At 73.2% G+C, this 24,943-nt stretch carries 18 protein-coding genes and 1 riboswitch; of the genes, 10 read left to right on the top strand and 8 right to left on the bottom strand.

The genetic code is table 11. The features are described 5' to 3' along the window. Window positions 1–8 precede the first annotated feature (8 nt). Both DFP74_RS28260 and DFP74_RS35085 read right to left on the bottom strand, forming a co-directional pair. Window positions 9–1,772, bottom strand: a complete 1,764-nt coding sequence (locus tag DFP74_RS28260; protein WP_121186370.1) for a Na+/H+ antiporter NhaC family protein — start codon at window positions 1,770–1,772, stop codon at window positions 9–11. A gap of 249 nt (window positions 1,773–2,021) precedes the next feature. Next, window positions 2,022–3,539 (bottom strand): CdaR family transcriptional regulator, encoded by a 1,518-nt coding sequence (locus DFP74_RS35085; protein ID WP_121186368.1) that lies wholly within the window; start codon window positions 3,537–3,539, stop codon window positions 2,022–2,024. A gap of 447 nt (window positions 3,540–3,986) precedes the next feature. Here DFP74_RS35085 and lysA point away from each other — a divergent pair, with 447 nt between their 5' ends. From lysA to DFP74_RS28240, 3 genes are all read left to right on the top strand, one after another. Further along, on the top strand, window positions 3,987–5,321 hold the full coding sequence (gene lysA / locus DFP74_RS28250; RefSeq protein WP_199725802.1) for a diaminopimelate decarboxylase: 1,335 nt from the start codon (window positions 3,987–3,989) through the stop codon (window positions 5,319–5,321). A gap of 94 nt (window positions 5,322–5,415) precedes the next feature. Then, window positions 5,416–5,841 (top strand): hypothetical protein, encoded by a 426-nt coding sequence (locus DFP74_RS28245; RefSeq protein WP_121186366.1) that lies wholly within the window; start codon window positions 5,416–5,418, stop codon window positions 5,839–5,841. Between the two features lie 32 nt (window positions 5,842–5,873). Further along, window positions 5,874–6,389: an isochorismatase family protein gene (locus DFP74_RS28240; protein WP_121186364.1), complete on the top strand. Its 516-nt coding sequence runs from the start codon at window positions 5,874–5,876 to the stop codon at window positions 6,387–6,389. A gap of 275 nt (window positions 6,390–6,664) precedes the next feature. Here DFP74_RS28240 and DFP74_RS28235 read toward each other — a convergent pair whose 3' ends face one another. Then, the gene (locus tag DFP74_RS28235; protein ID WP_121186362.1) at window positions 6,665–7,867 is read right to left on the bottom strand and encodes an MFS transporter; all 1,203 of its coding nucleotides are present in this window, start codon (window positions 7,865–7,867) and stop codon (window positions 6,665–6,667) included. 141 nt (window positions 7,868–8,008) lie between these two features. On the opposite strand from DFP74_RS28235, the gene DFP74_RS28230 reads away from it, so the two are divergent. From DFP74_RS28230 to DFP74_RS28215, 4 genes are all read left to right on the top strand, one after another. After that, window positions 8,009–8,902 (top strand): LysR family transcriptional regulator, encoded by an 894-nt coding sequence (locus tag DFP74_RS28230; RefSeq protein WP_121186360.1) that lies wholly within the window; start codon window positions 8,009–8,011, stop codon window positions 8,900–8,902. Window positions 8,903–9,016: 114 nt separating this feature from the next. After that, window positions 9,017–10,777, top strand: coding sequence for an ABC-ATPase domain-containing protein (locus DFP74_RS28225; RefSeq protein ID WP_121186358.1), 1,761 nt, complete (start codon window positions 9,017–9,019; stop codon window positions 10,775–10,777). 235 nt (window positions 10,778–11,012) lie between these two features. Next, window positions 11,013–11,939 (top strand): proteasome assembly chaperone family protein, encoded by a 927-nt coding sequence (locus DFP74_RS28220; protein ID WP_121186356.1) that lies wholly within the window; start codon window positions 11,013–11,015, stop codon window positions 11,937–11,939. 3 nt (window positions 11,940–11,942) lie between these two features. Then, a complete protein-coding gene (locus tag DFP74_RS28215) occupies window positions 11,943–13,085 on the top strand; it encodes a quinone-dependent dihydroorotate dehydrogenase (protein WP_121186354.1) in 1,143 nt (380 codons plus the stop codon). A 155-nt stretch (window positions 13,086–13,240) separates the two neighbouring features. Here DFP74_RS28215 and DFP74_RS28210 read toward each other — a convergent pair whose 3' ends face one another. From DFP74_RS28210 to DFP74_RS28200, 3 genes are all read right to left on the bottom strand, one after another. Next, window positions 13,241–13,597, bottom strand: a complete 357-nt coding sequence (locus DFP74_RS28210; protein ID WP_121186352.1) for a hypothetical protein — start codon at window positions 13,595–13,597, stop codon at window positions 13,241–13,243. Between the two features lie 84 nt (window positions 13,598–13,681). Continuing rightward, the gene (locus DFP74_RS28205; RefSeq protein WP_121186350.1) at window positions 13,682–15,235 is read right to left on the bottom strand and encodes a polysaccharide deacetylase family protein; all 1,554 of its coding nucleotides are present in this window, start codon (window positions 15,233–15,235) and stop codon (window positions 13,682–13,684) included. A 142-nt stretch (window positions 15,236–15,377) separates the two neighbouring features. Then, window positions 15,378–16,910: a polysaccharide deacetylase family protein gene (locus tag DFP74_RS28200; protein ID WP_121188582.1), complete on the bottom strand. Its 1,533-nt coding sequence runs from the start codon at window positions 16,908–16,910 to the stop codon at window positions 15,378–15,380. Between the two features lie 252 nt (window positions 16,911–17,162). After that, window positions 17,163–17,345: riboswitch (cobalamin riboswitch) on the top strand. A gap of 159 nt (window positions 17,346–17,504) precedes the next feature. Between DFP74_RS28200 and metE the strand changes: the two genes are divergently transcribed. After that, entirely contained in the window at window positions 17,505–19,790 is a 2,286-nt protein-coding gene (gene metE / locus DFP74_RS28195) for a 5-methyltetrahydropteroyltriglutamate--homocysteine S-methyltransferase (RefSeq protein WP_121186348.1), read from the top strand. 87 nt (window positions 19,791–19,877) lie between these two features. Here the strand turns inward: metE and DFP74_RS28190 are convergent, their stop codons facing one another. Then, on the bottom strand, window positions 19,878–20,897 hold the full coding sequence (locus DFP74_RS28190) for a DUF3558 domain-containing protein (protein ID WP_121186346.1): 1,020 nt from the start codon (window positions 20,895–20,897) through the stop codon (window positions 19,878–19,880). Window positions 20,898–21,502: 605 nt separating this feature from the next. Beyond that, a complete protein-coding gene (locus DFP74_RS28185) occupies window positions 21,503–22,582 on the bottom strand; it encodes a hypothetical protein (protein WP_233571196.1) in 1,080 nt (359 codons plus the stop codon). A gap of 625 nt (window positions 22,583–23,207) precedes the next feature. Between DFP74_RS28185 and DFP74_RS28180 the strand changes: the two genes are divergently transcribed. Both DFP74_RS28180 and DFP74_RS28175 read left to right on the top strand, forming a co-directional pair. After that, a complete protein-coding gene (locus DFP74_RS28180; RefSeq protein WP_121186344.1) occupies window positions 23,208–24,164 on the top strand; it encodes a methionine ABC transporter ATP-binding protein in 957 nt (318 codons plus the stop codon). An 11-nt stretch (window positions 24,165–24,175) separates the two neighbouring features. Next, window positions 24,176–24,904 (top strand): methionine ABC transporter permease, encoded by a 729-nt coding sequence (locus tag DFP74_RS28175; protein WP_121188580.1) that lies wholly within the window; start codon window positions 24,176–24,178, stop codon window positions 24,902–24,904. Window positions 24,905–24,943 lie beyond the last annotated feature (39 nt).

The following is a 24,943-nucleotide window of genomic DNA, read 5'->3' as shown; positions in this document are numbered from 1 at the left end:
ATGCGCGGCTACTCCGGCGCGCGGACCGCGGCGGGCTCGCCCCCGGCGGCGTCCACGCGGCGCCCGATCAGCAGCAGGCCGCCCAGGGTGGCCGCCGCGCTCAGCGCCAGGCCGGCCCACCAGGGCAGACCCAGGCCGACCGGCAGCAGGCCGAACACGATCACCGTCCCCGCCACGAACAGGGCGTAGGGCGTCTGCGTGCGTACGTGGTCGATCACGTCGCACTGGGACGCCAGCGCCGAGATGACGGTGGTGTCGGAGATCGGCGAGCAGTGGTCGCCCCAGACCGCGCCCGCCAGGATCGTGGACACCGACGCGAACAGGATCGGGTGCCCCTCCGCCGCGGCCAGGCCCTGGGCGTCCAACACCGCCCAGGCCAGCGGGACCGCGAGCGGGGTGAGGATGCCCATCGTCCCCCAGCTGGTGCCCGTGGCGAAGGCGATCGCCGCCGCGATGACGAAGAGCAGCGCGGGCAGCAGGAACACCGGCAGGGACGTGCCCAGCGCTCCCGCCAGGAAGTCGGCGGTGCCCAGCTCGCCGGTCAGCGCCGACAGCGCCCAGGCCAGGGTCAGGATGATGACCACGAACAGCACGGACTTGACCCCCGCGAACCAGGCGTCGACGACCTCGGAGAGGGTCAGGATCCCCTGCGCCACACTGAGCGCGCCCGCGACGAGCAGCCCCAGGAGCGAGCCCCACAGCAGGGAGGAGAACGGGTCGCCGTCCCCGATGATCTCGATGACCGAGCCGCCCTCACCGGTGGCGAACAGTCCCACCACCGTGGTGGCGACCAGGACCAGGATCGGCAGCAGCGCGTTGACCAGGCGGCGCGGCGTCCGCTCGGGCGGCCTCAGCTCGTCCTCCAGCGCGGAGGCCCCCGGGGCGGTCGGGTGCAGCGCGACCTCACCGGTGGCGCGGGCCCGCCGTTCGGCCCGCAGCATCGGACCGAAGTCGCGTCCGGTGAGCCCGACGGCGAACACCAGGCCGATCGCCAGGATCGGGTAGAAGGCGTACTTGAGCGACTCCACGAACACCGCGAAGCCGTTGAGGGCCAGCCCCGTGTCGGCGATCGCGTCGTCGATCAGCACCACCTGGAACCCGATCCACGTGGACAGCAGGGCCAGCGTCGCGACCGGTGCGGCGGTGGAGTCGACCAGGTAGGCGAGCTTCTCGCGCGACACCCGCAGCCGGTCCAGGATCGGGCGCATCGTGTTGCCGACCACGAGCGTGTTGGCGTAGTCGTCGAAGAACACGGCCACGCCCAGGCCGCCGGTGGCCAGCTGTCCCCGGCGCGGCGTGGACGCCCACCGCGTCACCAGGTGCACGATGCCGTCCGTGCCGCCGTTGCGGCGGATGACGCCGACCAGCCCGCCGATCATCAGCGTGAACACGATGATCATCACGTGGTCGGGGTCGGAGATGGCGTCGACCGTGTACACCCCGGCCGAGTCCAGGAGCGAGGTGAGCAGGCCCTGGCCGCTCAGCCCCTCCACGAGCCAGGCGCCCAGCCAGATGCCGGCGAACAGCGCGGGCAGGATCTGCCGGGTCGCCAGGGCCAGGCCGATCGCGACGACCGGCGGCAGGATCGACCACCAGCGGCCGGTGTCGAGCACCGTGTCGGCCGGCACCAGCAGGCTCACCGCCACGCCCAGGGCCACCACCGCCGCACAGGCCACGAGGACCGCGGTGCGGCGGCGGCCCCCGCCGGGGGAGACGCCCCCCGGCTCGCCGTGCGGATCGGGAGAGCCGGCGGTCTGGTCGGTCTCTGTCATGGTTCTTCCTTCGAGAGCGGGGGCGAGCCCGGTCACGCGCGCCCCGACGCGTGCCTGGGGCCGCTGCGGTCGGCTGGGCTGGCATCCATCCTGTGTGAGGGCTATCACAATGTCCTTGTGGAGAGCGCCCAAGGAAGCGGCATGGCGTGCACGGGATCGACAAAGGCTCCCGTCGGCCCCTCGCCCGGCGGCTCCGGAGCGTCACCCCGGGACCCCGCTCCCTCACCCGGAGGCCGTGGTAGGCCGCGGTCAGCTCCGCTGGTCGCGCGGTTCCTCGGGCGGGGCGGTCGCCAGGCGCAGCTGGATCCAGCACGAGAGCCGGTCGTCGGGGTCGTCCAGGTCGAGACCGAACAGCTCCCGCGCGCGACGCAGGCGGTACTTCACCGTGTTCGGATGCACGTGCAGCCGCCGCGCCGCGTCCCCGAAAGCGCCCACCGCGTCCAGCCACGCCGTGACGGACACGGCGTAGGACGTGCCGTGGTCCCGGTCGTGCGCGAGCATCGCGTCGACGCCCGGATGGCGCAGCCGCGGCAGGCGCGCCAGCTCGTCGGCCACGTGGGCCAGCACGACCCGGGCGTGCGCGTCGGACAGGTCGGCCACACCGGGCGCGCTCGGATCGGTCGAGATCACCCGCAGGATGTCGTCGGCCTCCGCCCGCAGCAGGGGGATCTGGCCCAGATCCGCGCTCGGCCGGCTCAGCGCCGCGCACATCCGCAGCCCCAGCACCTGCTCCACCACCGTCAGTGTCTGCTCGGCCAGCCGGCGGACCGCCCCGGCCGGCTCTTCGGGCGCCAGGACGTAGACCGCGCGCGCCGTGCTCGCCACCGCCGCCTCGGGCTGTACCGCCGAGCAGTGCCGGGCCACGGCCGCGCCCGCCCGAGCGGTCAGTGCGGCGGTGTCGGCGTCCCCGGTCACCGGGGCCAGGCCCACCAGCGTCACGGCGGTGCCGTCCGACAGGCCCAGCCGGGCGCGGGTGTCGGCCTCGCTCGCGGCCCCCTCCAGCGCGCCCCGCAGGGCCTGCTCGCGCGCCTGGAGCTCGATCTCCGGTCCGCTGCGGCGGCGCAGCATGTGCAGCGCCGCCAGCCGGGCGCCGTCGGCGAGGGCGCGCTCACCGGCCGCGTCGATCGGCGACCGGCCCTCGATCACCCAGATCGTGCCCAGGGGCAGGTCCCCCGCCCGGATCGCGACGGCCGCGCGGGGCAGCTCCTCGTCGCCCAGCGGCGGCATCCGCAGCATGCCGGGCGCGTTGAGCACCTCCCGGTACTGCCGCACCTGCTCCGCCAGGACCGGGACGCGCCGGTCCAGGATGCCCCGGCGGCGGAACTCGTCGATGGGCTGGTCCGGCAGCGTCGAATAGGCGAGCACGTGCTGTTCCAGGTCCTCGATCACGATCGGCCCGCCGACCGCGCCCGCCAGGGCGTTGGCCAGGGTGAACAGCTCGTCGCCCGACGCGGTGGTCGCGCCCGGCTGACGCTCGCCCGCCCCGGAGGCCCCCAGCGCGGACGACAGCAGCGCGTCCACCTGCCGCCAGGCCGCGTCGTCGGGTGTGGAGAGCAGCGTGATCCCCGCCTCGCGGGCGGCCCTGGCCGGTACGCGACCGTTTCCGCCGCGCAGCTTCAGGACGGCCGCCACGTACCCGGCGCCGGCCGCCGCGCGCAGGGTCGCCGCGGTCTGCGGGGCCTCGGCGTCCGCTCCGACCAGCAGCAGGACGGAGCCGGTCCCGTCGGGGAGGGGGTCGGCGGCGTCGTGGATCACCGTGCGCAGCACACGCGCCCCCAGCCCGACCCGTCGCCCGCCATCGCCCGTGGGGGGCGTTCCGTGTCGGGACGGGCTACCACCCTCAACGGACGCCTGCGGCGCGGTCCTGTCTTCCCGTCGCCCGCCATCGCCCGTGGGGGGCGTTCCGTGTCGGGACGGGCTACCACCCTCAACGGACGCCTGCGGCGCGGTCCTGTCTTCCCGTCGCCCGCCATCGCCCGTGGGGGGCGTTCCGCGTCGGGGCGGGCTACCACCCTCAACGGACGCCTGCGGCGCGGTCCTGCCTTGCGGCGCGTCCAGCACCGTGAGCATGACCGGGCCGACGGACTCCAGGACCGCGCGCAAAGACGTACCGGGCTCGGCGTCCTCGCCGCGGTTTGGCGAAATCCAAGAGTCCATGACGCGAGCTTAAGCGTGTGCGCCAATGCCTGACCAGGCCGTGCGCACCAGGATGGGGTGACCGCCCCCGTGGCGGCCCACCACGACGAGGAAGGCCCGACCATGCCCGGGACCAGCCCGCCCGCAGCCCTGTCCCTGTTCCCTCCGGGGAGCACCGTCGGCCCCGACGGAGCCCTGATGATCGGCGGCTGTCGCGCCGAGGACCTGGCCGAGCGCTTCGGCACCCCGGCGATGATCGTCGACGAGGGCGCCCTGCGCGCACGCGCGCGCCGCTACGCGGCGGGCCTGGCCGAGCGGTGGCCGAACTCCCAGGTGGTGTTCGCCTCCAAGGCCTTCCCCTGCACGGCGATCGAGCGGGTGCTGGTCGAGGAGGGCCTGGGCGTCGACGTCGCCGGCGGCGGTGAGCTCGCGGTGGCGCTGCGCGCGGGCGCGGATCCGCGAGGCCTGGTCGTGCACGGCAACGCCAAGACCGACGAGGAGATCCGCGACGCGGTCGGCGCCGGCGCCGGGCTCGTCGTCATCGACAACGACGACGACATCGACCGGCTCGAACGCCTGACCACCGGCGACCAGGGCGTCCTCGTGCGCGTCACCCCCGACATCCGGCCCGACACCCACGAAGCGGTCGCCACCGGCGGGCGCGGGTCCAAGTTCGGCTTCGACCCGGCGCGGGCCCGGGAGGCGATCGCCCGACTGCGGGGCAGCGACCGGCTGCGCCTGGACGGCGTGCACGTCCACGTGGGCTCGCAGATCCTGGGCACCGAGCCGTTCGCCCGCGCGGTGGAGGCCGTCGCCGACCTCGGGGCGTTCGCCGTCTACGACCTCGGGGGAGGGCTCGGCGCGCGGTACACCCACGACGACCACCCGCCCGCCGTCGAGGAGTACCTGGACGCCCTCGTCGGGGTGGCGCGCACCCGCCTGCCCGCCGACGCGCGGATCATCATCGAACCCGGGCGCTCCCTGGTGGCCGAGGCCGGCGCGACCCTCTACCGGGTGGTGACGGTCAAGCGCGGCGAGCCGGACATCGTCGCCGTCGACGGCGGGATGGGCGACAACATGGAGGTCGCCCTGTACGGGCAGCGGTTCGAGGCGGTACTGGCCGCCCGGGTGGGCGTCGGCGACCCCTGCCACCTGGTCGGACGGCACTGCGAGTCCGGCGACCGGCTCGCCTCCGGTGTCCCGCTCGCCGACCCGCGTCCGGGCGACGTCGTCGCCGTGCCCGTCACCGGCGCCTACTGCTACTCGCTGGCCAACAACTACAACGGCGCGCGCCGGCCTCCGGTGGTCCTCTGCCACGACGGCCGGGCCCGGGAGGTCGTCCGCCGCGAGACCTACACCGACCTCACACGTCGGGACGTGGACGGAGAGGCCGTGGTGCTGGGACCGCGGTAGCGCCTCCCGCGCCGTGGCGGACCGTCGACCGGCGGGCGGCCCCGCGGCGCATGCCCTAGGGTCTGGGGACCGAACCAGAGAAGGGACGTCCGCCATGGAGCAGTGGGCCACCAAGGAAGAGATCATCGCCGCGCGCGAGCGCATGGAAGCCTCCCACCCGGGGTGGGAGCGTCCCGCGGCCTTCGCCGTGGGGGTCGTCCGCGACGGCGAGACGAGCTTCGGGCTGACCAACGCGGGCGGCAACTACTTCCCGGCCATCGTCCTGGCCCGGGCGGTGGGCCACGCCTCGGGGACGGCCACCTATCCGCTCTCCCGGGGGCAGTTGGAGACGGCCGTCGCCGAGCTGTCCCCCGCCGAGGCCTGCACCGAGTTCCGGCACCCCAACCTGGTGCACTGGCGCGAGCTCCTGGACGAAGTCGCCGACCGCGGCGGACAGTTCGTCGCGGTCTTCGTCGGGGACCTGGACGACCCGCCCGTGGACGAGCACGACCGGGCCCTGCGCGCCGCCGTGTCGAACTAGCGTTCGAGTGTGACTTCTGCCACCATGGCGCCATGTCCTTCGCACTGATGTTCGTCGACGTCCAGCGCAACATGCTGGAGGGCGAGTTCCCCGTGCCCGAGGCCGACGCCGTCCGCCCGGTGCTGTCCGGGCTCCTGTCCCGGGCCCGGGCCGCCGGGGCGCCGGTCGTCCACGTCCTCAACGACGGCAGCGACATCGACCCGGACCGGCCGCACACCCCCGGCTGGCAGCCGGTCTTCGCGGCCGAGCCGGGGGAACCGGTCTTCCGCAAGACCGAGCCCAACGCGTTCTCCGTCCCGGGGCTGGCGGCCTCGCTCAACGGCTTCGGCGTCCGGACGCTGGTCGTCGCGGGGTTCCAGAGCGAGTTCTGCATCGCCGCCACCAGTCGGGCCGCCCTGGAGGAGGGCTACGACGTCGTCCTGGCGGCGGGGGCGCACGCCACCTATCCCGGGTCCCTCAGCGCCCCCGAGACGGCCGCGACCGTGGAGCGCGAACTCCAGGCCGACGGAATCAAGGTTTCCCCCGCACAGGACCTCGTCTTCCGGTAAGAATGAACCCAGGCACCTCCCCACCCCTCCCGGAGAGGTGCGCGCCCCGGCGGGATCCCGGCACACCCCCTTGGTGTCGGCGCAGTCGGGGCGTTTCCGAGATCGGCCCCGGATCTGCCCCGGGGCCGATCTCTTTGTGCGCGGGACCTCCTCGCCGACGTCCTCCCCGAGCCGCCCGTCCGGTCCGCGCGAGGCCGGGTGACCCGGAGGGCCGGGCCGAGCACGGGGCCGGATGGTCAGGGCGGCCGGGACGCCGGACGCCCGGGACGACGCCGTCAGCCCGTGCGGGCCGGGGCGCGGCCGAGCAGGGCCACCAGGAGCGCGCCCACGGCCAGCGCCGCGGCCGACCACATCAGGACCGCGCCGCCCGCCCCGTCCAGCACGAACCCGCCGACCAGCGCGCCGAGCGCGATACTGCCGTTGAAGGCGCCCACGAACAGCGCCGACGCGTTCTCACGCTCCTCGGGGGCGGAGCGCATCATCCAGGCCTGAACGCTGACGGACACCCCTCCGTAGGCCAGACCCCACACGGCCATGAGCAGGCCGGCCGCGAGCGCGGTGACACCGATCGCCGGGACCAGCGACACCGCGCCGCCCAGGAGGCAGATGAGCACGACGAGGGTGGCCCGCGGTACCCGGACCGCCACCGGGCCGGCGGTGAAGGTCCCGGCCACGCCGGCGAGACCGTAGACCAGCAGCAGCGCCCCGACCGCCCCCGCGCCGATGCCCGCGGCCGCCTCGAGCACGGGGCGGACGTAGGTGTAGGCCGCGAAGTGGGCGGTCACGAGCACCACCGCGACGGCGAGCCCGGTGGCGACCTTCGGATCGCGCAGGAGCCCGGCGGTCCCGCGCGGCCGGGTGCCGCGCTCGGCGGGCAGCGGGGGCAGGAGCAGCCCCATGGCCGCCGACAGCAGCAGGGCGAGCACCGCGAACACGGTGAAGGCCAGGCGCCAGTCGGCCAGGGCGCCGATGTAGACGCCGGTGGGCACACCGAGGACGGAGGCGACCGCGATGCCGGCGAAGATCACCGACGTGGCCGCCCCCACCGACCGCGCGGCCACCAGGCGCGGGGCGAGCCCGGCGGCCAGGGCCCAGACCCCGCCCATGCCGAGGCCGACGAGGACGCGGGCCGCGATCAGCACGGTGAAGGTCGGCGCCCAGGCGGACAGCAGGTCGGCGGCGGCGAGCAGGGCCATCAGCAGGACGAGTGCGAGCCGGCGGTCCGTGCGACCGAGGGCCGCGGGGACGAACGGCGCGGAGACCGCCGCGACCAGGCCCGTGACGGTCAGGGTCAGCCCGGCGGTGCCCTCGGTGACGCCGAGACCGTCACCGATGGGCGTCAGCAGCCCCACGGGCAGCATCTCGGAGGTGACCACGGTGAAAGTGCTGAAGGCCACCGCGGTGACGGCGAGCCACCCCCGAGCGGGCGAGGGCAGTGGTGTGGATGCGGAGGACCGGGCCTCGGATACGTGCGGCATGTGGGCCAGTCAAGGCCCGGCCGCGTCGACGAACAACGGGGAATCCCTCATACTTCGATGAGCTGAGCTCATCGATCCACGTCACGGGATCGACAGAGGCGAAGACGCGGGCCGCGTGCGGGCCGGGACGGGAGGCGGGGCGTGGCGCCCACGATCGAGGCGGGCGAGCTGGAGTGCTTCCTGGTCCTGGCGGAGGAGCTCCACTTCGGCCAGACCGGGGAGCGACTGCACCTCTCCCAGAGCCGGGTGAGCCAGTTGCTGCGCTCGCTGGAGAACCGGATCGGCGCACGCCTGGTGGACCGCACCAGCAGGAGGGTCCGCCTCACCGCCTTCGGCGCCGACTTCCTGGAGTCGCTGCGTCCCGCCTACGGCGCGCTGGCCGGTGTGGTCGAGGACGCCCGGGCCCGTGCGCGGGGCCGTCGCCGGCACGTGCGGATCGGATTCCAGGGCGCCGTCTATGAGTCCGTGGCCAGGGCGATCTCCGAGTTCCAGCGCGGCGGCCCCGACGTCGACGTCGACATCGTGGAGATCCCCCTGGCGGACCCCTTCACCCTGCTGCGGGCGGGCAGGATCGACGCCGCCGTCGTCCTGCTGCCGGTGGAGGAGGCTGATCTGGCGCTGCGCCTGACCTTCTCCCGCCAACCCCTGGTCCTGGCCCTGTCCACGGCCCACCCGCTGGCCGCTCGGGAGGAGCTCGCGGCCGAGGAGCTGGCGGGGGTCCCCCTGGTCCGTCTGGCCGGTCGGGCGCCGTCCTACTGGCGGCGGGTGCACTCGCCCCTGGTCACCCCGGGCGGCCGGAGCATCCCTCAGCAGGGGCGGGCGGGCACGCTCCAGGAGGCGCTGACCCTGGTCGCCTCGGAGCGGAGCGCGCTCCTGGTGTGCGCCGCCACCGCGGAGTACAACCGGCGGCCGGACATCGCCTACGTTCCGGTGGCAGGGATGCCCGACTCGGCGCTCGGCCTCGTCCTGCGCGGCGACCGCCAGGGGGAGCCCTGGGACCGCTTGGCCGATGTGCTCGGCGCCGCGGTGACCTGAGGGCTCGACGGACGTCTGAGGTGCGGCACGCGGTCTGTCCACAGGCCTTCTGCGGCGCGGGCCCCAACGCCCTAACCTGGCCGCAGACGTGAAGCGAACACCAAGGGGGCACTGATGGCGGGACGCGACGGGGGCGGCGGCCGGGGCGGCCGCTACGGCGGCGGCCGTGGCGGCGGGGGAGGCGGGCGCAGGCCCGAGCCGGAACCCATCCGGGGCGTGCGCGACGAGGCGCGGCTCTCGTCCGAGCTGCTCAAGATGGACGGCGCCTCCTACGGCCGCTACAAGACGCTCAAGGGCGACTGGGACTTCGGCGACTTCACCCTGACCGTGGAGCGCGTCCAGGCCGACCCCTTCGCCCCGCCCTCGCGCGTGCGGGTGCTCGTGCCCGACAGCGGAGTGCCCGAGAGCGCCTGGCGCGACCCGGTCCGCCGTCGCGCCACCGCCGACTACCTGGGCCGCCGGGCGCGCCGCCTGCTCAAGGACTCGCTGCTCAAGATCGACACCGGCGGCCAGGAGGTCATCGAACGCTCCTCCTGCCGACTCACCGACGGCGGCTTCGACCTGCGGATCGGCATCGATCTACCCGGCCACGGGCGGCGCATCGACGGCCGCGGGGCCGAGCGCGAGCTCTGCCGGACCCTGCCCGGCCTGGTCGACGACCTCGACTGGGAGGAGATCGACGCCGAGGAGGCCGTGGCCTTCGCCGACAGCGTGGCCGACACCGTGGCGCTCCGCTCCCGGCTGGCCGAGCGCGGGCTCGTCGCGTTCGTCGCCGACGGCGCCGTCCTGCCCCGCAGGAGCGGCGTCAGCGACCAGCCGATGACCGGCGGCGCCGTGCCCTTCACCTCGCCCGACTCGCTCCGGGTCAGCGTCGACCTGCCGCACCGCGGCGCCGTCACGGGCATGGGCGTGCCCGAGGGCATCACCCTGATCGTCGGCGGCGGCTTCCACGGCAAGTCCACCCTCCTGCACGCCCTGGAGCGCGGTGTCTACGACCATGTGCCCGGTGACGGCCGCGAACTCGTCGTCACCCGGGACGACGCCGTCAAGATCCGCGCGGAGGAGGGCCGCGGGGTCGAGCGGACCGACGTCAGCGCCTTTGTGCGCAACCTGCCCACCGGCGCCGACACCAGCGACTTCCGTACCGAGAACGCCTCCGGGTCCACCTCCCAGGCCGCCAACATCTGCGAGGCCGTCGAGGCGGGCGCCCGCACGCTGCTGGTGGACGAGGACTCCACCGCCACGAACCTGATGATCCGCGACGAGCGCATGCAGGCCCTCGTGCACGGCGACCGCGAGCCGCTGATCCCGTTCATCGACCTGGTCCGCCCGCTCCACCGCGAACACGGCGTGTCCACCGTCCTGGTCATGGGCGGCAGCGGTGACTACTTCGACGTCGCCGACCTGGTCGTCATGCTCGACGCCTACCACCCGCACGACGTCACCGAGCGGGCCCGCGCCCTGGCGCACGAGCGCACCGACGCCGACTTCGCCATGCCCCGCGCCCGTGTCGTCGACCCGAAGTCGGTGGACGACAGCACGGCCCGCGGCCGCGGCAGGATCAAGCGCCGCGACATGGACGTGCTGGTGTTCGGGAACAGCGACATCGACGTCCGCGCCCTGGAGCAGTTCGTCGACCCGGGACAGATCACCGGGGCCGGCCTGGCCCTGCGCGCACTCGTGCACGGCGGACACCTGGAGGGCACCCGCACGCTGGCCCAGGCCCTCGACCGCCTGGACCGCGCGCTGGAGTCGGACGGCGTCACCCTGCTCGGCGGAGACTTCGGCGGTGACTACGCCCTGCCGCGCCGGTACGAGATCGCCGCCACGCTCAACCGGCTGCGCACGCTCAGAGTCCTTGACCTCCACGGATAGGCCCTCGCCAGGGGCGCTGTGAGCGCTCTCACCCCCCGGTGAGACGGTCACCCCACGGCCCGCGGTCACCACTGGGAGGTCGGTATTGTGGACAAGCAGGGCACAGCGGTCCAGGCGAGGCGGTCACGGGGCGACCCGGACAGGCCCGTCGCGGGCTCACGCGCCGTGGCGGCCCGGCCACGGCGTGAACGTCGCGGTCCCTGCGATCCCGACCAGTTTTGGAGACGAGAACCCGGTGCGTGACCCCGCAGATCTGTACCAACTCCATCCCGGATTCGACGACGTCGCCGGTCTGGCGATGCTGGTCTGTCTGGACGGCTTCGTCGACGCCGGACACGCCGGGCGCCAGATGGCCTCGGAGCTGTTCGACCGGTCCACCGCGGAGGAGATCGCGACCTTCGACACCGACCGCCTCGTGGACTACCGGTCCCGGCGCCCGACGATGACCTTCGTGGAGAACGTCTGGACCGACTACGACGCCCCCAAGCTCGCGCTCTACCGGATGTTCGACCAGGACGACGTCCCCTTCCTGATCCTGCACGGACCGGAGCCGGACCGTGAGTGGGAGGGCTTCGTCGCCGCCGTCGCCGAGCTCGTGGAGCACTTCTCCGTCACATTGACCCTGAGCGTCCACGGCATCCCGATGGCGGTGCCGCACACGCGGCCGGTGACCGTGACCCCGCACTCCACCCGCCCCGAGCTGGTGGCCGGCCACACACCCTGGATCGGTCGGGTCGAGGTGCCCGGCAGCGCGGTGTCGCTGCTGGAGTTCCGGTTGGGCGAGCGCGGCCACGACTTCATCGGCTACGCCGTCCACGTGCCCAGCTACCTGGCCCAGTCCCCGTACCCCAGGGCGGCCATCGCCGCGGTGGAGTTCGTGGCCGGAGCGACCGGGCTGGCCCTGCCCAGCCAGGGGCTGCAGGACATCGCGGGCGCGACGGACGTCGACATCGCCGAACAGGTGGCGGCCTCCGAGGAGGTCCAGCGTGTCGTGAGCAACCTGGAGCGGCAGTACGACGACATCATGTCCTCACGGACCGACCCCGAGGAGCGGACCACGCTCCCGTTGGCCGAGGAGGAGGCCGGTCTGCCCACCGCCGACGAACTCGGCGCGGAACTCGAACGCTACCTCGCCGAGCGCGAGGGCGACGGAAACGGATAGCCGTTGTTCTACCAGATTCTCTTCAGCTCGGTGCTGCGCCACATGGACGCTGAGAAGGCGCACAAGCTGAGCTTCGCGGCCCTGCGCGGCGCGGCGGCCGTGCCCGGGCTGGCCGCGGCCATGGGCCGGGTCCTGGGCCCGCGCGAACCGGAGCTCACGGTGCGCGCCCTGGGCCAGGAGTTCCCCGGCCCGCTCGGGCTCGCGGCGGGCTTCGACAAGAACGCGGAGAGCCCCGCGGGCCTGGGCGCGCTCGGCTTCGGGTTCGTGGAGATCGGCACCGTCACCGCCCAGCCGCAGCCGGGCAACCCCAAGCCCCGGCTGTTCCGGCTGGTCCGGGACCGCGCCATCGTCAACCGCATGGGCTTCAACAACGAGGGCTCCGCCCTGGTCGCCGAGCGCCTGCACCACCAGCGCGGCCGCCGCCGCCCGGTGCTCGGCGTCAACATCGGCAAGACCAAGGTGACGCCCGAGGCCGAGGCGCCCGCCGACTACGCCACCAGCGCGGTTCGTCTGGCGCCCTACGCCGACTACATGGTCGTCAACGTCAGCTCGCCCAACACCCCGGGCCTGCGCAACCTGCAGGGCGTGGAGCAGTTGCGCCCGCTGCTGGCCGCGGTGCGCGAGGCCCTGGCCGACTCCGGCCACGCGTCGCTGCCGCTGCTGGTCAAGATCGCCCCGGACCTGGCCGACGAGGACATCGACGCGGTCGCCGACCTCGCCCTGGCCGAAGGTCTGGACGGGATCATCGCCACCAACACCACGATCTCCCGCGAGGGCCTGCTGGCCTCCGAGGAGGAGGTGTCGGCCGCCGGAGCGGGCGGCCTGTCCGGTGCGCCGCTCAAGCAGCGGTCGCTGGAGGTCCTGCGCCGTCTGCGCGCCCGGGTGGGCGGGCAGGTCACGCTGATCGCGGTCGGCGGCATCGAGACGCCCGAGGACGCCTGGGACCGGATCCGCTCCGGTGCGACCCTCGTCCAGGGCTACACGGGGCTGATCTACGGCGGCCCGATGTGGCCGCGACGGATCCACCGCGGCCTGGCCCGCCTGGTCCGCGCCGCCGGCTACGCCTCGGTCGGCGAGGCCGTGGGCGTGGACGCCCCGGCTCCCGCGCTGACCCTGGCCGAGGACCCCGCGGTGAAGACCGCCTGACCCAGCGCCGGCGGCCCTGACCGCCGGTCGACGGTCGGCGCTCCCCGGACACCGGGGAGCGCCGTCGTTTCTCCTCGGCGCACGCGCACATCGCCGGACCGATCCGGGTTCCCCGGTTGTCTACGGGTCTCCGCTTGAGGCGCACGCGGAGCCGGTTACTCCCTGGCGCTGCTCTCACGGTTCGCGAGGAACTCGTCGAGGAGTCGGAAGAGGACCTCGATCGAGCGGGCTTCGTGCTCGGGCGGTAGTTCCCAGAGGTCGTCCCAGCCGTCGGGCAGGGCGATGTGCAGGACCTGGCCGGGCCATGCGTGACTACAGTCCCGTCCTCGGCGGGTGACCAGCCACCCGTGCCACCCCTCCAGCCCGGGCGCCCCATGTCGAGCCGAGCTCTGGTCGTATCCGGTCAAGAATGCGGTCAGCGCGTGGAAGGAAGGGCGGCCGACGAACATCCCCGGCCGTTCGCCCACGCCGGCGAAGTACTCGCGTTCACTCATCTCGTCGAAGTCGGTCATGTGTCCGTTCTCCCGCGGGATCGCGGTGACGGCCGATCCACTGGCGTCCCCGTGGCCGTCAACACCGGTGCGGGTGCCGGTCGGTCAGCCCTCGATCTCCGGGACGGTCTCGCCCTCGGGGTAGGACTCTCCGACCTCGGGGTCGCCGAGGGTCTCGCTGACGGTCGCCAGCACGTAGCCCTCCTCGCGCAGCCGCTCGACGATCTCCGGAACGGCCGCCAGGGTCGTCGGGAGCGTGTCGTGCAGCAGGACCACCCCGCCCGGTTCGGCCTGGTGCAGCACCCGTTCCACGATCTCGTCGCGGTCGATGTCCATCCAGTCCTCGCTGTCCGAGCTCCACAGGACCTCGGCCATGTCCTGATCACCGATCTCCTGGCGGATCTCAGGAGAACTCGCACCGAACGGCGGCCGGAACAAGTCAACGGTGTACCCGGTGTTGCGCCGCACGATCGCGCTCACCACCGCCATCTGCGCGGGGAGCTCGTCGGCCTCGTACTCGGGCAGGTGCTCGTGCAGATCGTTGTGGTTGGCGATCTCGTGGCCCTCGGCGTAGGCGCGGCGCAGCACGTGGGGATAGGTCAGCACCGGATTCCCGTTGAGGAAGAACGTCGCGGGGACCTCCTCCTCCGCCAGGATGTCGAGCAGGTGGGGGGTGGTCTCGGCCGGTCCGTCGTCGAAGGTCAGCGCGACGCACTTGGCGTCCTCGGCGGAGCAGTCCTGGCCGGTGCCGGCGGTGATCTCGCCGGGGACCGCCGGACGCGCCTCGTGCTCGACGCTCGGCTCGGGCACGTCCAGGTCGGGCTCCTCCACCAGGGAGGCGGTCCGCGCCCGCTCGCCCAGGTCGGACAGGAGCGGAGCGACCTCCTCGGCGTCCAGCACCGCGGTGATCCGGCCAGGCCCGGGGTCGGGCGGGTGCCCCTCGCGGGCCGGTGACAGGTGGCCGTCGTCGAACTCCACCACGAGGTCGCCGTCGGCGTTGAAGCCCATCGAGTCATAGGTCCCCAGCACGGGGTACAGCACCTCGGCGCCCACGTCCGGGTCATCGGCCAGGGCGGCGGACACCAGCCCGTTCAGCTCCTCCAGCGCCGACTGGTCCCGCACCAGTTCCGTGGCGTAGCGGGTCAGCCCGGTCCGCGCGTCGTACCAATAGGTCCCGTACGCCTGGCGGGTGCCGTGCAGGTCCGTCTCCGTCCGGACCAGGCGCACGCCCAGCACGTCCTCGCCGGCGGCGACGACCTCCCAGCCGATGTCCAGGCCCACCGGCTCCCGGCTGGCCCCGCGAAAGTCCCGCACGTCCCGGTCCACCTGAGCGGCCAGGTCCGTGCTGAACCGCTCCGCCGCCCCCGTGAACTCCGGGTGGGCGACACTGATCTCCACGCCCTCGGGCCGGTGCGGATGGTCCTCGAAGGCCCCGGCGTCGCCGGTCCACTCGTCCACGGGCGCCTCGTCCGACCCGGCCGCCTCGGTGGGATCGATCAGGACCGTGATGTCCTCGGGCGCGGCGGTGACGCCTCCGGTGACGGCGGCGCAGGCGGCCACCGGCAGGAGCGCCGCCACGAGGGCGGCACCGGTCCTCCACCGCCGGGCTGATCCCGGGTGGCACCCGGCCCTGACCTGGGGACCTCGGGTCGCTGACACTGACGGACTCCCTCAACCTGGACCGATACCACGCTCACCCTGCCAGCAAGATAGAGGACCGGGGGTACCCCCCAGGTGCCTTGACCACAAGTGGTCAAGGCACCCCCGGGCGTCATCCCCTGTGCGTGGCGTCCGTCGTCGCCTACGCGTCCTCTTCGGGGGAGGGGCTCTCCTGCGGCGGCGCGGGGGCACCGTCGACGTAGGTCCGCCCGGGCTCGGTGGTACCGAGCATCTGGGAGACGGTCACCATCGTGTAGCCGCGCGAGTCCAGCTCACGGATGATGTCGTGGGAGGCGGAGATCGACGTGTCGTGGATGTCGTGCATGAGGATGATGGCGCCGTCGGAGGCACCGTCCAGGGCGCGGCCCTTCACCACCGACGCGTTGCGGTCCTTCCAGTCGTTGGTGTCGATGCTCCACAGGATCTGGGCCAGCCCCATGTCCGCGGTCACGGACGCGACGTTGTCGTCGGTCGCGCCGTAGGGCGGCCGCATCAGGTCGGGGGTGTAGCCGGTCTCGCGGTAGACCAGCGCCTGCACGGTGGCCAGCTCCGAGCGCACACCGCCCGCGCCCAGACCCGTCAGATCGGGGTGCTCGTGCGTGTGGTTGGCGATCTCGTGGCCCTCGGCGTAGGCCCGCCGGACCGTCAACGGGTCCTCCATGACCGGCACACCGGTCACGAAGAACGTGGCGCGCGCGTCGTACTCCGCCAGGGTGTCCAGCAGCGCGGGGGTGCCCCCGCCGGGGCCGTCGTCGTAGGTCAGCGCCACGCACTTGGTCTCGGGGTCGGAGCAGTCCACGTTCTCGTCCACCGGGGACAGGTGGCCCGGCGCCGGAGCGGCCCGGCCGTCCGTGTCGGCCTCGGGCGGCCCGTCGATCGCGAACGACCGGACCCCGACGGTCGCCGCGTCGCGCACCCGCGTCCCCCATTCGGACAACAGGGGCTCGGCCGCGTCACGGCCGAGCACCGCGTGCACGCGGCCCTCGCCGGCCTGGGCCACCTGGCCGGCGTCGAACTCCACGACCAGGTCGCCGTCCGGGTTGAACCCGACGGAGTCGTACAGCGATCCGAGCGGGTGGATGGTGCCGGCCTCCGCCGCGTCCGGCACGCCCTCCCTGACCAGTCCGTTGGCCTCCGCCAGCTGCTCCTGGCCGGCGAACAAACGCGTGGACTCGAAGGCCTCCCCGGTCGCCGTGTCGTACCAGTAGGTCGAATAGCACTCCCGGGTGCCCTCGGAGTCGGTCTCCAGGCTGATCATCCGCACGCCCACCACGTCGTCGTTGGCGGCGGTGATCTGCCATTCGGCCTCGTAGGACTCCGCGCCCGGGCTGGCGGCGTCGAAGGCCTGGACGCCGGCGGTCAGCGTCCGGTCGAGGAAGTCGGTCAGCGGTTCGGCGTTGGGCAGCACGGGGTAGCGGACCACCACGTCGAGGTCGCCGTCGTAGGCGAGCTCCGCCTCGTCGAGGTCCGCGACCTCGGACGGGTCGACCACCGTCAGCTGGTCGGGCTCGCCGGTCGCGGGCACCGCGGGGGCGCTCTCCTCGGGGGACCCGTGCGAGGTCGTCTCCGAGCCGATGGGGGACATCGGACCCGAGGGGCGGGTCGCCAGGTACACCAGTCCCAACAGGACCACCATCGCGACCACAACGGTGATCACGGGGCGATCAGGTGCCATCGTGGGGTGGGACGGCTTGTTCACCAGGGGTTCTCCACGTTCATCTGCAGACGAACGTTCGCGCGGAACCGGGGTGCTCTCGCGCGCAACGCTTGTTCGTGTGTTGTGTGACGCTCGGCACGGAACGGGGGTTCGCGCGCGAACGGGCGTAGGGCAAGGGGTTGCGGTGCCGGGTGCAGGGGCGAAGCGGGGGTCTCCCTATACTTGCAGCCGTGGAAGGTACACAGTCCACGAACGCACCGGGCCCCGCCCGCGATGCTGTGGTCTGTGTCGCAAGAGGGAACCCGGTGCGAGTCCGGGACTGCCCCGCAGCGGTGAGTGGGAACGAAAGGCGCCATGAGCACTGGCACGCCGACCGGAACGGTCGGAGGCTGGGAAGCGGCGTCGAGTAGGTGAGCCGGTCGTCCGGCGCCGCCCACGAGTCCGAAGACCTGCCTCCGCCCGGCGGCGCTCCCGTGCCGCCGGTGGTCCCACGCCCCGAGGGAGGGCCGAGGGCGGTGGCAGGCGTGCGCGTCCCCGACGCGTCCTCACGCGTGCCCGCGTCCTTCCTCCCCCCTCGGTCGGGTCCCGACCTTCGACGAGGGAGAGAAGCTCATGACCACGACCCCCGAGGCCCCACGGCCGCCCGTGCGCTCGACCGTGCACGGCTACCCGAGGATCGGCCCGCGCCGCGAACTCAAACGCGCCTGCGAGTCCTACTGGAAGGGCGCCCTGAGCGCCGGCGAACTCGACGCCGTCGCGGCCGACCTGCGCTCCGGCGCCCTCGCCCAACTGCGTGCGGCGGGCGTCGACGACCTGCCCTCCAACACGTTCTCCTTCTACGACCACGTCCTGGACACCGCGGTCCTGTTCGACCTGGTCCCCGCGCGCTTCGCGTCCCCGGCCGCGGCGCGGGACCGCGACGAGGAGCTGCGCCGCTACTTCGCGATGGCCCGCGGCGAGCAGGGCGCGCCGCCCCTGGAGATGACCAAGTGGTTCGACACCAACTACCACTACCTCGTCCCGGAACTGTCCCCGAGCACCCGACCCCGCCTGGTCGGTGACAAGCCCGTCGCCGAGTTCCGGGAGGCCGCCGCGGCCGGGTTCCACACCCGTCCCGTCCTGCTCGGGCCGTTGACCTTCCTCATGCTCGCCAAGACCGCCGACGACGCCCCCGCGGGCTGGGACCCCCTCTCCCTGCTCGACCAGCTGCTGGACGCCTACGCCGTCCTCCTGGCCGAGCTCAGGGCGGCGGGGGTCACCGAGGTCCAGCTCGACGAGCCCGTCCTGGCCACCGACGAGGGCCGCGCCGCCACCGACCGCCTGGAGCGCGTCTACCGGCGGCTGGGGTCGCTCACCGAGCGCCCCGCCCTGCTGGTGTCCACCTACTTCGGCTCCATCGGCGCGCCCGCCCTGCGCGTGCTCAAGGAGTCCCCGGTCGAGGCGGTGGGCCTGGACCTGGTCACCGACGACGAGGCCGTCGACGACCTGGTCCAGGTGTCCGGTCTGGGCCGGACCCGGCTGGTGGCCGGGATCGTGGACGGGCGCAACGTCTGGCGCACCGACATCCGGGCCGCCGTCGCCACGCTCGGCACGCTGCTCGCCCTCACCGACGAGCTCACCGTCGGCACGTCCTGCTCCCTGCTGCACGTGCCCCTGGACCTGGACGCCGAGACCGCCCTGGATCCGGAGCTGCGGGGGGCGCTGGCCTTCGCCCGGCAAAAGGCCGCGGAGGCGGCCCGGCTCGCCCGGATCCTCTCCGACGGCGGCGGGGCCGACGACACGGCGCCCACCAGCCCTCCGGCGTTCACCGACGCCCGTGTACGCGCACGTCTGGACGCCCTCGGCCCGGAGGCGGTACGCCGCACCAAGGTGCGCGGCCTGCCCACGGACCGGCGCCTGACCACCACCACGATCGGGTCCTTCCCCCAGACCCCCGAGCTGCGCCGCGCCCGCGCCGCCCACCGCCGGGGCGAGCTCGCCGACCAGGACTACTCCAAGCTCCTGCGTGAGGAGATCGACCGCGTCATCGCCCTCCAGGAGGACATCGGCCTGGACGTCCTCGTGCACGGCGAGCCCGAGCGCAACGACATGGTCCAGTACTTCGCCGAACGGCTGCGTGGCTACGCCGTCACCGAGTACGGGTGGGTGCAGTCCTACGGGTCCCGCTGTGTGCGCCCGCCGATCCTCTACGGGGACGTCTCCCGCCCCGAGCCGATGACGGTCGAGTGGATCACCTACGCGCAGGGCCGGACCGACAAGCCGGTCAAGGGCATGCTCACCGGTCCCGTCACCATGCTCGCCTGGTCGTTCGTGCGCACCGACCAGTCTCTGGGGGAGACCGCCCGCCAGGTCGGGCTGGCCCTGCGCGACGAGGTCGCCGACCTGGAGCGCGCCGGGATCCGGCACATCCAGGTGGACGAGGCGGCGCTGCGCGAACTGCTGCCGCTGCGCCGGGAGCGGCGCCAGGCCTACCTCGACTGGGCGGTGGGAGCCTTCCGCCTGGCCACCAGCGGCGTCGCGCCGACCACGACCGTCCACACGCACATGTGCTACTCGGAGTTCGGTCTGATCGTCGACGGCATCGAGGCGCTGGACGCCGACGTCACCAGTGTGGAGGCCGCCCGCTCACGCATGGAGCTGGTGGCCGACCTGGGCCGTCGCGGCTACCGCCGGGGGATCGGTCCGGGCGTGTACGACATCCACTCCCCGCGGGTGCCCTCGGTGGAGGAGATCGAGGAGTCGCTGCGTCTGGCGGTCGCCCACATCGACGCGGACAAGCTGTGGGTCAACCCCGACTGCGGCCTCAAGACCCGTGGCTACGCGGAGGCGGAGCAGGCCCTGCGCAACATGGTCGAGGCCGCCCGCCGCGTCCGTGCCGACCTCGCGACCACCCGCTAGGGCGAGAGCGGGCGGGCCTGCGAGGGCGCCAGAAAGCACTGGGGGCCGCGGCATCGCGCCGCGGCCCCCAGTGTTCGCTCGGTCCGATCAGGTGCCGACGAGAGCCAGAGCCTCGTTGGCGGCGCCCATCATGATGTCCTCGACGTTGTCGGGGAGGGTGACCTCCGCGTCCTCGTCGCTGAAGGGCGGGTTGACCTGGTACTCGATCCGCACGTTCAGGTTCGCGGTGCGGATGAGCACGACGGCCTGCGGCACCTCGGTGCCCACGTAGTCGTAGACCGTGGTCACGTACTGGGCCTGGTCGCCCAGGTCGATCTCCTTGTTCTCGTCCAGACCGTCGGCGATGTAGTTCGTGTAGTCGGCCTGGCCGGTCACGTCCCGCAGCGCCGTTTCGAAGTCGTCGGTGGCGGCCTCGACGGAGTCGGCGGCGGAGTACGGCACCTGGTAGGAGATGTCGAAGCTCGCGTAGCCGTCGGCCGGGTTGCCCTCGGGCGGGTCGGCCAGCAGGCTGCTGCAGGAGGAGGTGTTGTCCTGGACGGACTTGGTCCCGCCCTCGGTCAGCAGGAAGTCCGACTGGACCTGCTCGGTGAAGGCCTCGCAGGGCTCGGTGGGGACCTCGTAGGGCGGCTCACCGTTGGGCTCGGCGTCGGTCTCGGGGGTGTCGTCGCCCTCGGGAGCCTCCTCGCCGCCGGTCTCGCCCGTGGAGGCCTCGACCTGCGGGTCCGCGACCTCGGTGCCGCCGTCATTGCCGTTGGTCACGAGCATGACCAGGACGGCGATGACGAGGACGATGATGATCGCGCCACCACCGATCACGACCCACAGGCCGGCCTTGCTGCCGCCGCCGCCCTGGGGCTGCTGCGGCGGAGGGGGGTAGCCGGGGCCACCCGGCCCGCCGGGCCCGCCGTAGGGCGGCTGGCCGCCCGCGTACATCCCCTGGTCCTGCCCGCCGGCGTAGCCGCCGTAGCCGGGCTGGCCACCGGTGTTCGGGTCGCCGCCGAAGGGCATGCCGCCCTGGGGCTGGCCGTAGGGAGGCTGGCCCGGGCCGGGCTCCCCACCACCGTAGGGATTCTGCGGTGGCTGGTTGTAAGGTCCGTTTTCGCTCATGGCTCCCCTCGCCCGGTGATGTGCTGACCGTGTTGTCTGGGACGCGTGTGCGCCGCCCTGGGTTCTCACGATTTACGCCCGTTCACGGCTGACCGAGAAAGACGCGGGAATCGTGCGGGGAGGTCGCCTCCCGTGGTCACCGGTCCGCGGGCGAGAGCGGGTGGGTGGCGGGCTGGCTTTCCCCGTGTGTGGAGGAGGCCCCCGGAAATGCCGGGGGCACCGACCGCCGACGCGGAGCCTGATGGGGTCGCTACTCGCGGGCAGGGGCCGGAACCTGATGCATCCTAACCGGGCGGGATGTCGTCGAGCAGGGCCAGGGGCATGGTAGAGGGGGCAATCGTCACCGTTTTGTGCTGCTCAGGCCCGTGGAGCCGCCCGGCGTAATGCAATCGTGACGTTCGGGACTGGACGCGCGGGCGAGGGCCAGGGTAGAGGTGGCAGCCTCACCAGGGTCGTGATCGGCCGTGGTCGGCCGGGGTCCGCTCGCGCGGACCGGTTCGCGATCACGGAGCGCGCCAGGGCGACGCGGACGCGTCACCGCGTGGCCCGGCGGGTGGCCGGATCCGGCCACCGCGGGGACCGCGCTCCGGATCCGGCTCCACGCCCTAGAACATCGAGATGTGCACGTGGTCGAAGTGGTTCTCGGTGATGCTGCCCCGGTCGGCCATGTCACGCCAGTCGGTGTCGCCTCGGCGGACGTCCCAGATCTGCTGGCGGTAGATGACGTACATGATCCCCAGGTCCTCGGCGTTCTCCCGGGCCCACTCGGAGATCGCCCAGCCGCGGTCGATCTCCTCCTGCGGGGGCATCGAACCGTTGGCGTCCACCATGAAGTCGCAGGCCCGGCCCTTGGGGTGCTCGCCGACGATCCAGCCGCCGACCGGCCGGTAGCAGCCCACGCCGCCCACGTCGCGGCCCTCGCCGAACTGCTCGATCACCAGTGCGCGCATCTGCTCGGTGCGCGGCGTGACGTTGTACTGGCCGCCCATCTCCTGGACCGGGTAGTCGGCGATCATCCGCTGCACCTCGCGACGGCGCTCGTCCAGCTCGTCCAGGTCCGCCTCGACCTCCTCCAGCTGCTCGTTCGCGTTCGCCTGCGCGACCTCGTCGCGTGAGAGCGCCTGGTTCAGCTGGTCGATCTTGTCCTGGTTGCTGGTCGAGAGGTAGTCGACCACGATCGCGCGGTCGATGACCTCGTCCGGTTCGGAGTCCACGAACAGCGACAGCGACGGGTCGATCCCGCTGCCGGTGTAGGTGGCCACGGCCAACGAGCGCACCATCTCGCTCGCCTCCGCGACCTCCTCGCGGGTGCCCTCGGCGCGTGCCTCGGCGCGCTCGGCGTCCTCGATCACGCCCTCCATGTCGCGCAGCTCGCCCTGGTACTCCTCGCTCAGGGTTCCGGCACGCTCGCGGAGGGAGTCCAGGCTCTCCTGCGGCTCGCTCGGCGCGGCCGCCAGCGCGGGGGACTGGGGGACGACCAGCATCGCCCCGATCAGTGCCACGACCGCCGCGGCGGTGCGCGTACGCCCGGCGGGCGCGGGCCGCCGGGTACGCGGCAGGACCGCGTCGACGGCGTCGGCCCAGGTCCAGACACGGGCGTCGGGTGCCCAGAAGTCGGCGAAGGGGTCCGCCGCGTCGCCGCGCGCGGAGGCCTCGTCCACTCTGTTCAGGTCGTCGGACTGCACGGTGGGTCGCTCCTCGTGCCCATGTGCGCCCGCCGCGGACGCGGAGAGCGCGGTGGGCGCAGATACTCGTCTTGTCCGGCCGGGCCCGGGAGCCCGTGGGGAGGCCGGGGCCCGTTCTCTCGCGCACGCCGTTCACGGGGGCGAGAGTCATGGGACGGTAATGAGTGTAGGCACTCACGCGAAGATCGGGGCTGCCTCGATCGACCTCACGGCTCTGACAAGCCACGATGTGGCATAAATTACCCGATATCGGTCGCCGGATCTGGTGTTCGGAACCCTGGAGCCGTGGTTGGCTGGTGTCCGTGAAGGCTTCAGCGCACGACTCGTCCAGCCCCGCCGCGGCTCCGGCGCACACCACTCGGTGGTGTCGTCCGGCCCCCGGCGGCCGTTGTCGAGCGCACTTCTAGCGGCCCCCCGCCCGGCCGCCGCCGCACCTCCTCCCCGCCTTGGGGAGCGCCCGCCCGCACGCCGCGCCCCGGCGCGTCGCCGCCGTCCGCGTGGCGGGCCCTCCGTACGCTCTGACGTGGGCGTCAACCCCACGCTGAGTCCTCGCGTCCCCGTGTGCCGCCACCGGGTGCCGTGACTCCACCGCTGAGACGTCGATGGGAAGACCGTGATTGACGCAGTGGGCCTGCACAAGGTCTACAGGTTGAAGAAGCGCCGGGTGACCGCCCTCAACGGGGTGGACCTGCGCGTCGAGCCCGGCGAGATCTACGGGGTCGTGGGCCAGAGCGGTGCCGGCAAGAGCACCCTCCTGCGCACGGTGAACCTCCTGGAGCGCCCCGACGTCGGGACCGTGCGCGTGGCCGGCGAGGACCTCACCTCGCTGCGGGGCCTCGGCCTGCGCACCGCGCGCCGCCGCATCGGCATGGTGCACCAGCACTTCGCCCTGCTGGCCTCGCGCACCGTGGCGGCCAACGTCGCCTTCCCGCTGGAGGTCGCCGGAGTGGGGCGCACCGAACGCCGGGCCCGGGTGGGCGAACTCCTCGAACTCGTGGGGCTCGCCGACAAGGCCCGCGCCCACCCCTCCCAACTCTCCGGCGGCCAGAAGCAGCGCGTGGGCATCGCGCGGGCGCTGGCCTCGCGTCCCGACGTCCTGCTCAGCGACGAGGCCACCTCCGCGCTCGACCCCGCCACCACGGACTCGATCCTGGCCCTGCTGCGCCGCCTGCGCGACGAGCTCGGGCTGACCATCCTGCTGATCACCCACGAGATGGACGTGATCAAGAGGATCTGCGACTCCGCGGCGATCATGGAGGCGGGCGAGTTCCGCGAGTCCGGACGCGTGCTCGACCTGATCGGCACCCCCGGTTCGCTCCTGGCGCGCTCCCTCTTCCCGCTGCCCGACCGCGGCGGCCCCGACACGGTCGTGATCACCTACCCGCGCTCCTACGACGAGCCGCTGATGTCGGAGCTCACCCGCCGCTTCGACGTCGACGTGAACATCCTGGGCGGCGGCGTGGAACAGGTCGCCGGGCAGTCCGTGGGCCGGCTCATCGTGGACCTGCGCGGCTCGCGGCGGGGCCAGGCCCTGTCCTACCTGGCCGAGCACGGCCTGCTGGTCGAGGAGGCCCGACAGTGACTTCGCACGCCATGACCCCCGTTCAGACCCTGGCCGACACCGCTGCCGACGGCGGCCCCCTGGGCGCCCTCGGCGCCTTCCTCCAGGCCTGGCCCGAAATGTGGCCCAGCCTGTGGCTCGCCACCCTGGACACCGTCTACATGGTGTGGTGGGCGAGCGTGTTCAGCGTGCTCATCGGCCTGCCCCTGGGCGTGCTCCTGGTCGCCACCGACCGCGGCGGGCTGATCCCCTCGCCGGTCGTGCGCGCCGTGCTGAGCGGCATCGTCAACATCGGCCGCTCGCTGCCGTTCATCGTCCTGATGGTCGCCGTGCTGACGCTGACGCGGTTCCTGGTCGGCACCACCCTGGGCCCCACGGCCGCGATCGTGCCGCTGAGCATCGGCGCCATCCCCTTCTTCGCCCGCCTGGTGGAGACCGCGCTGCGCGAGGTGGGCCGCGAGGTCATCGAGGCCGCGCACGCCATGGGCACGTCCCGGGTCACCATCGTCGCCAAGGTGATGCTGCCCGAGGCCCTGCCCGGGCTGATCGCCGGACTCGTGATGACCGTGGTCACGCTGATCTCCTACTCCGCGATGGCCGGCGCGATCGGCGGCGGCGGCCTGGGCGACCTGGCCATCCGCGAGGGCTACCAGCGCTTCAACGACCACTACCTGTGGGCGACGGTCATCCTGCTGATCGTGGTCGTCCAGGTCGTGCAGAGCCTCGGCGACCTGTGGGTGCGCCGCCTGGCCCGGCGCTGACCCCCGACCCCCACCACCACCCGACCCCCCGGACCCGTT

Origin of the sequence: Nocardiopsis sp. Huas11, assembly GCF_003634495.1 — a bacterium.
Classification (GTDB): Bacteria; Actinomycetota; Actinomycetes; order Streptosporangiales; family Streptosporangiaceae; genus Nocardiopsis.
The sequence above is the reverse complement of the archived record's forward strand: the minus strand, read 5'-3'. Positions and strand labels throughout refer to the sequence as shown.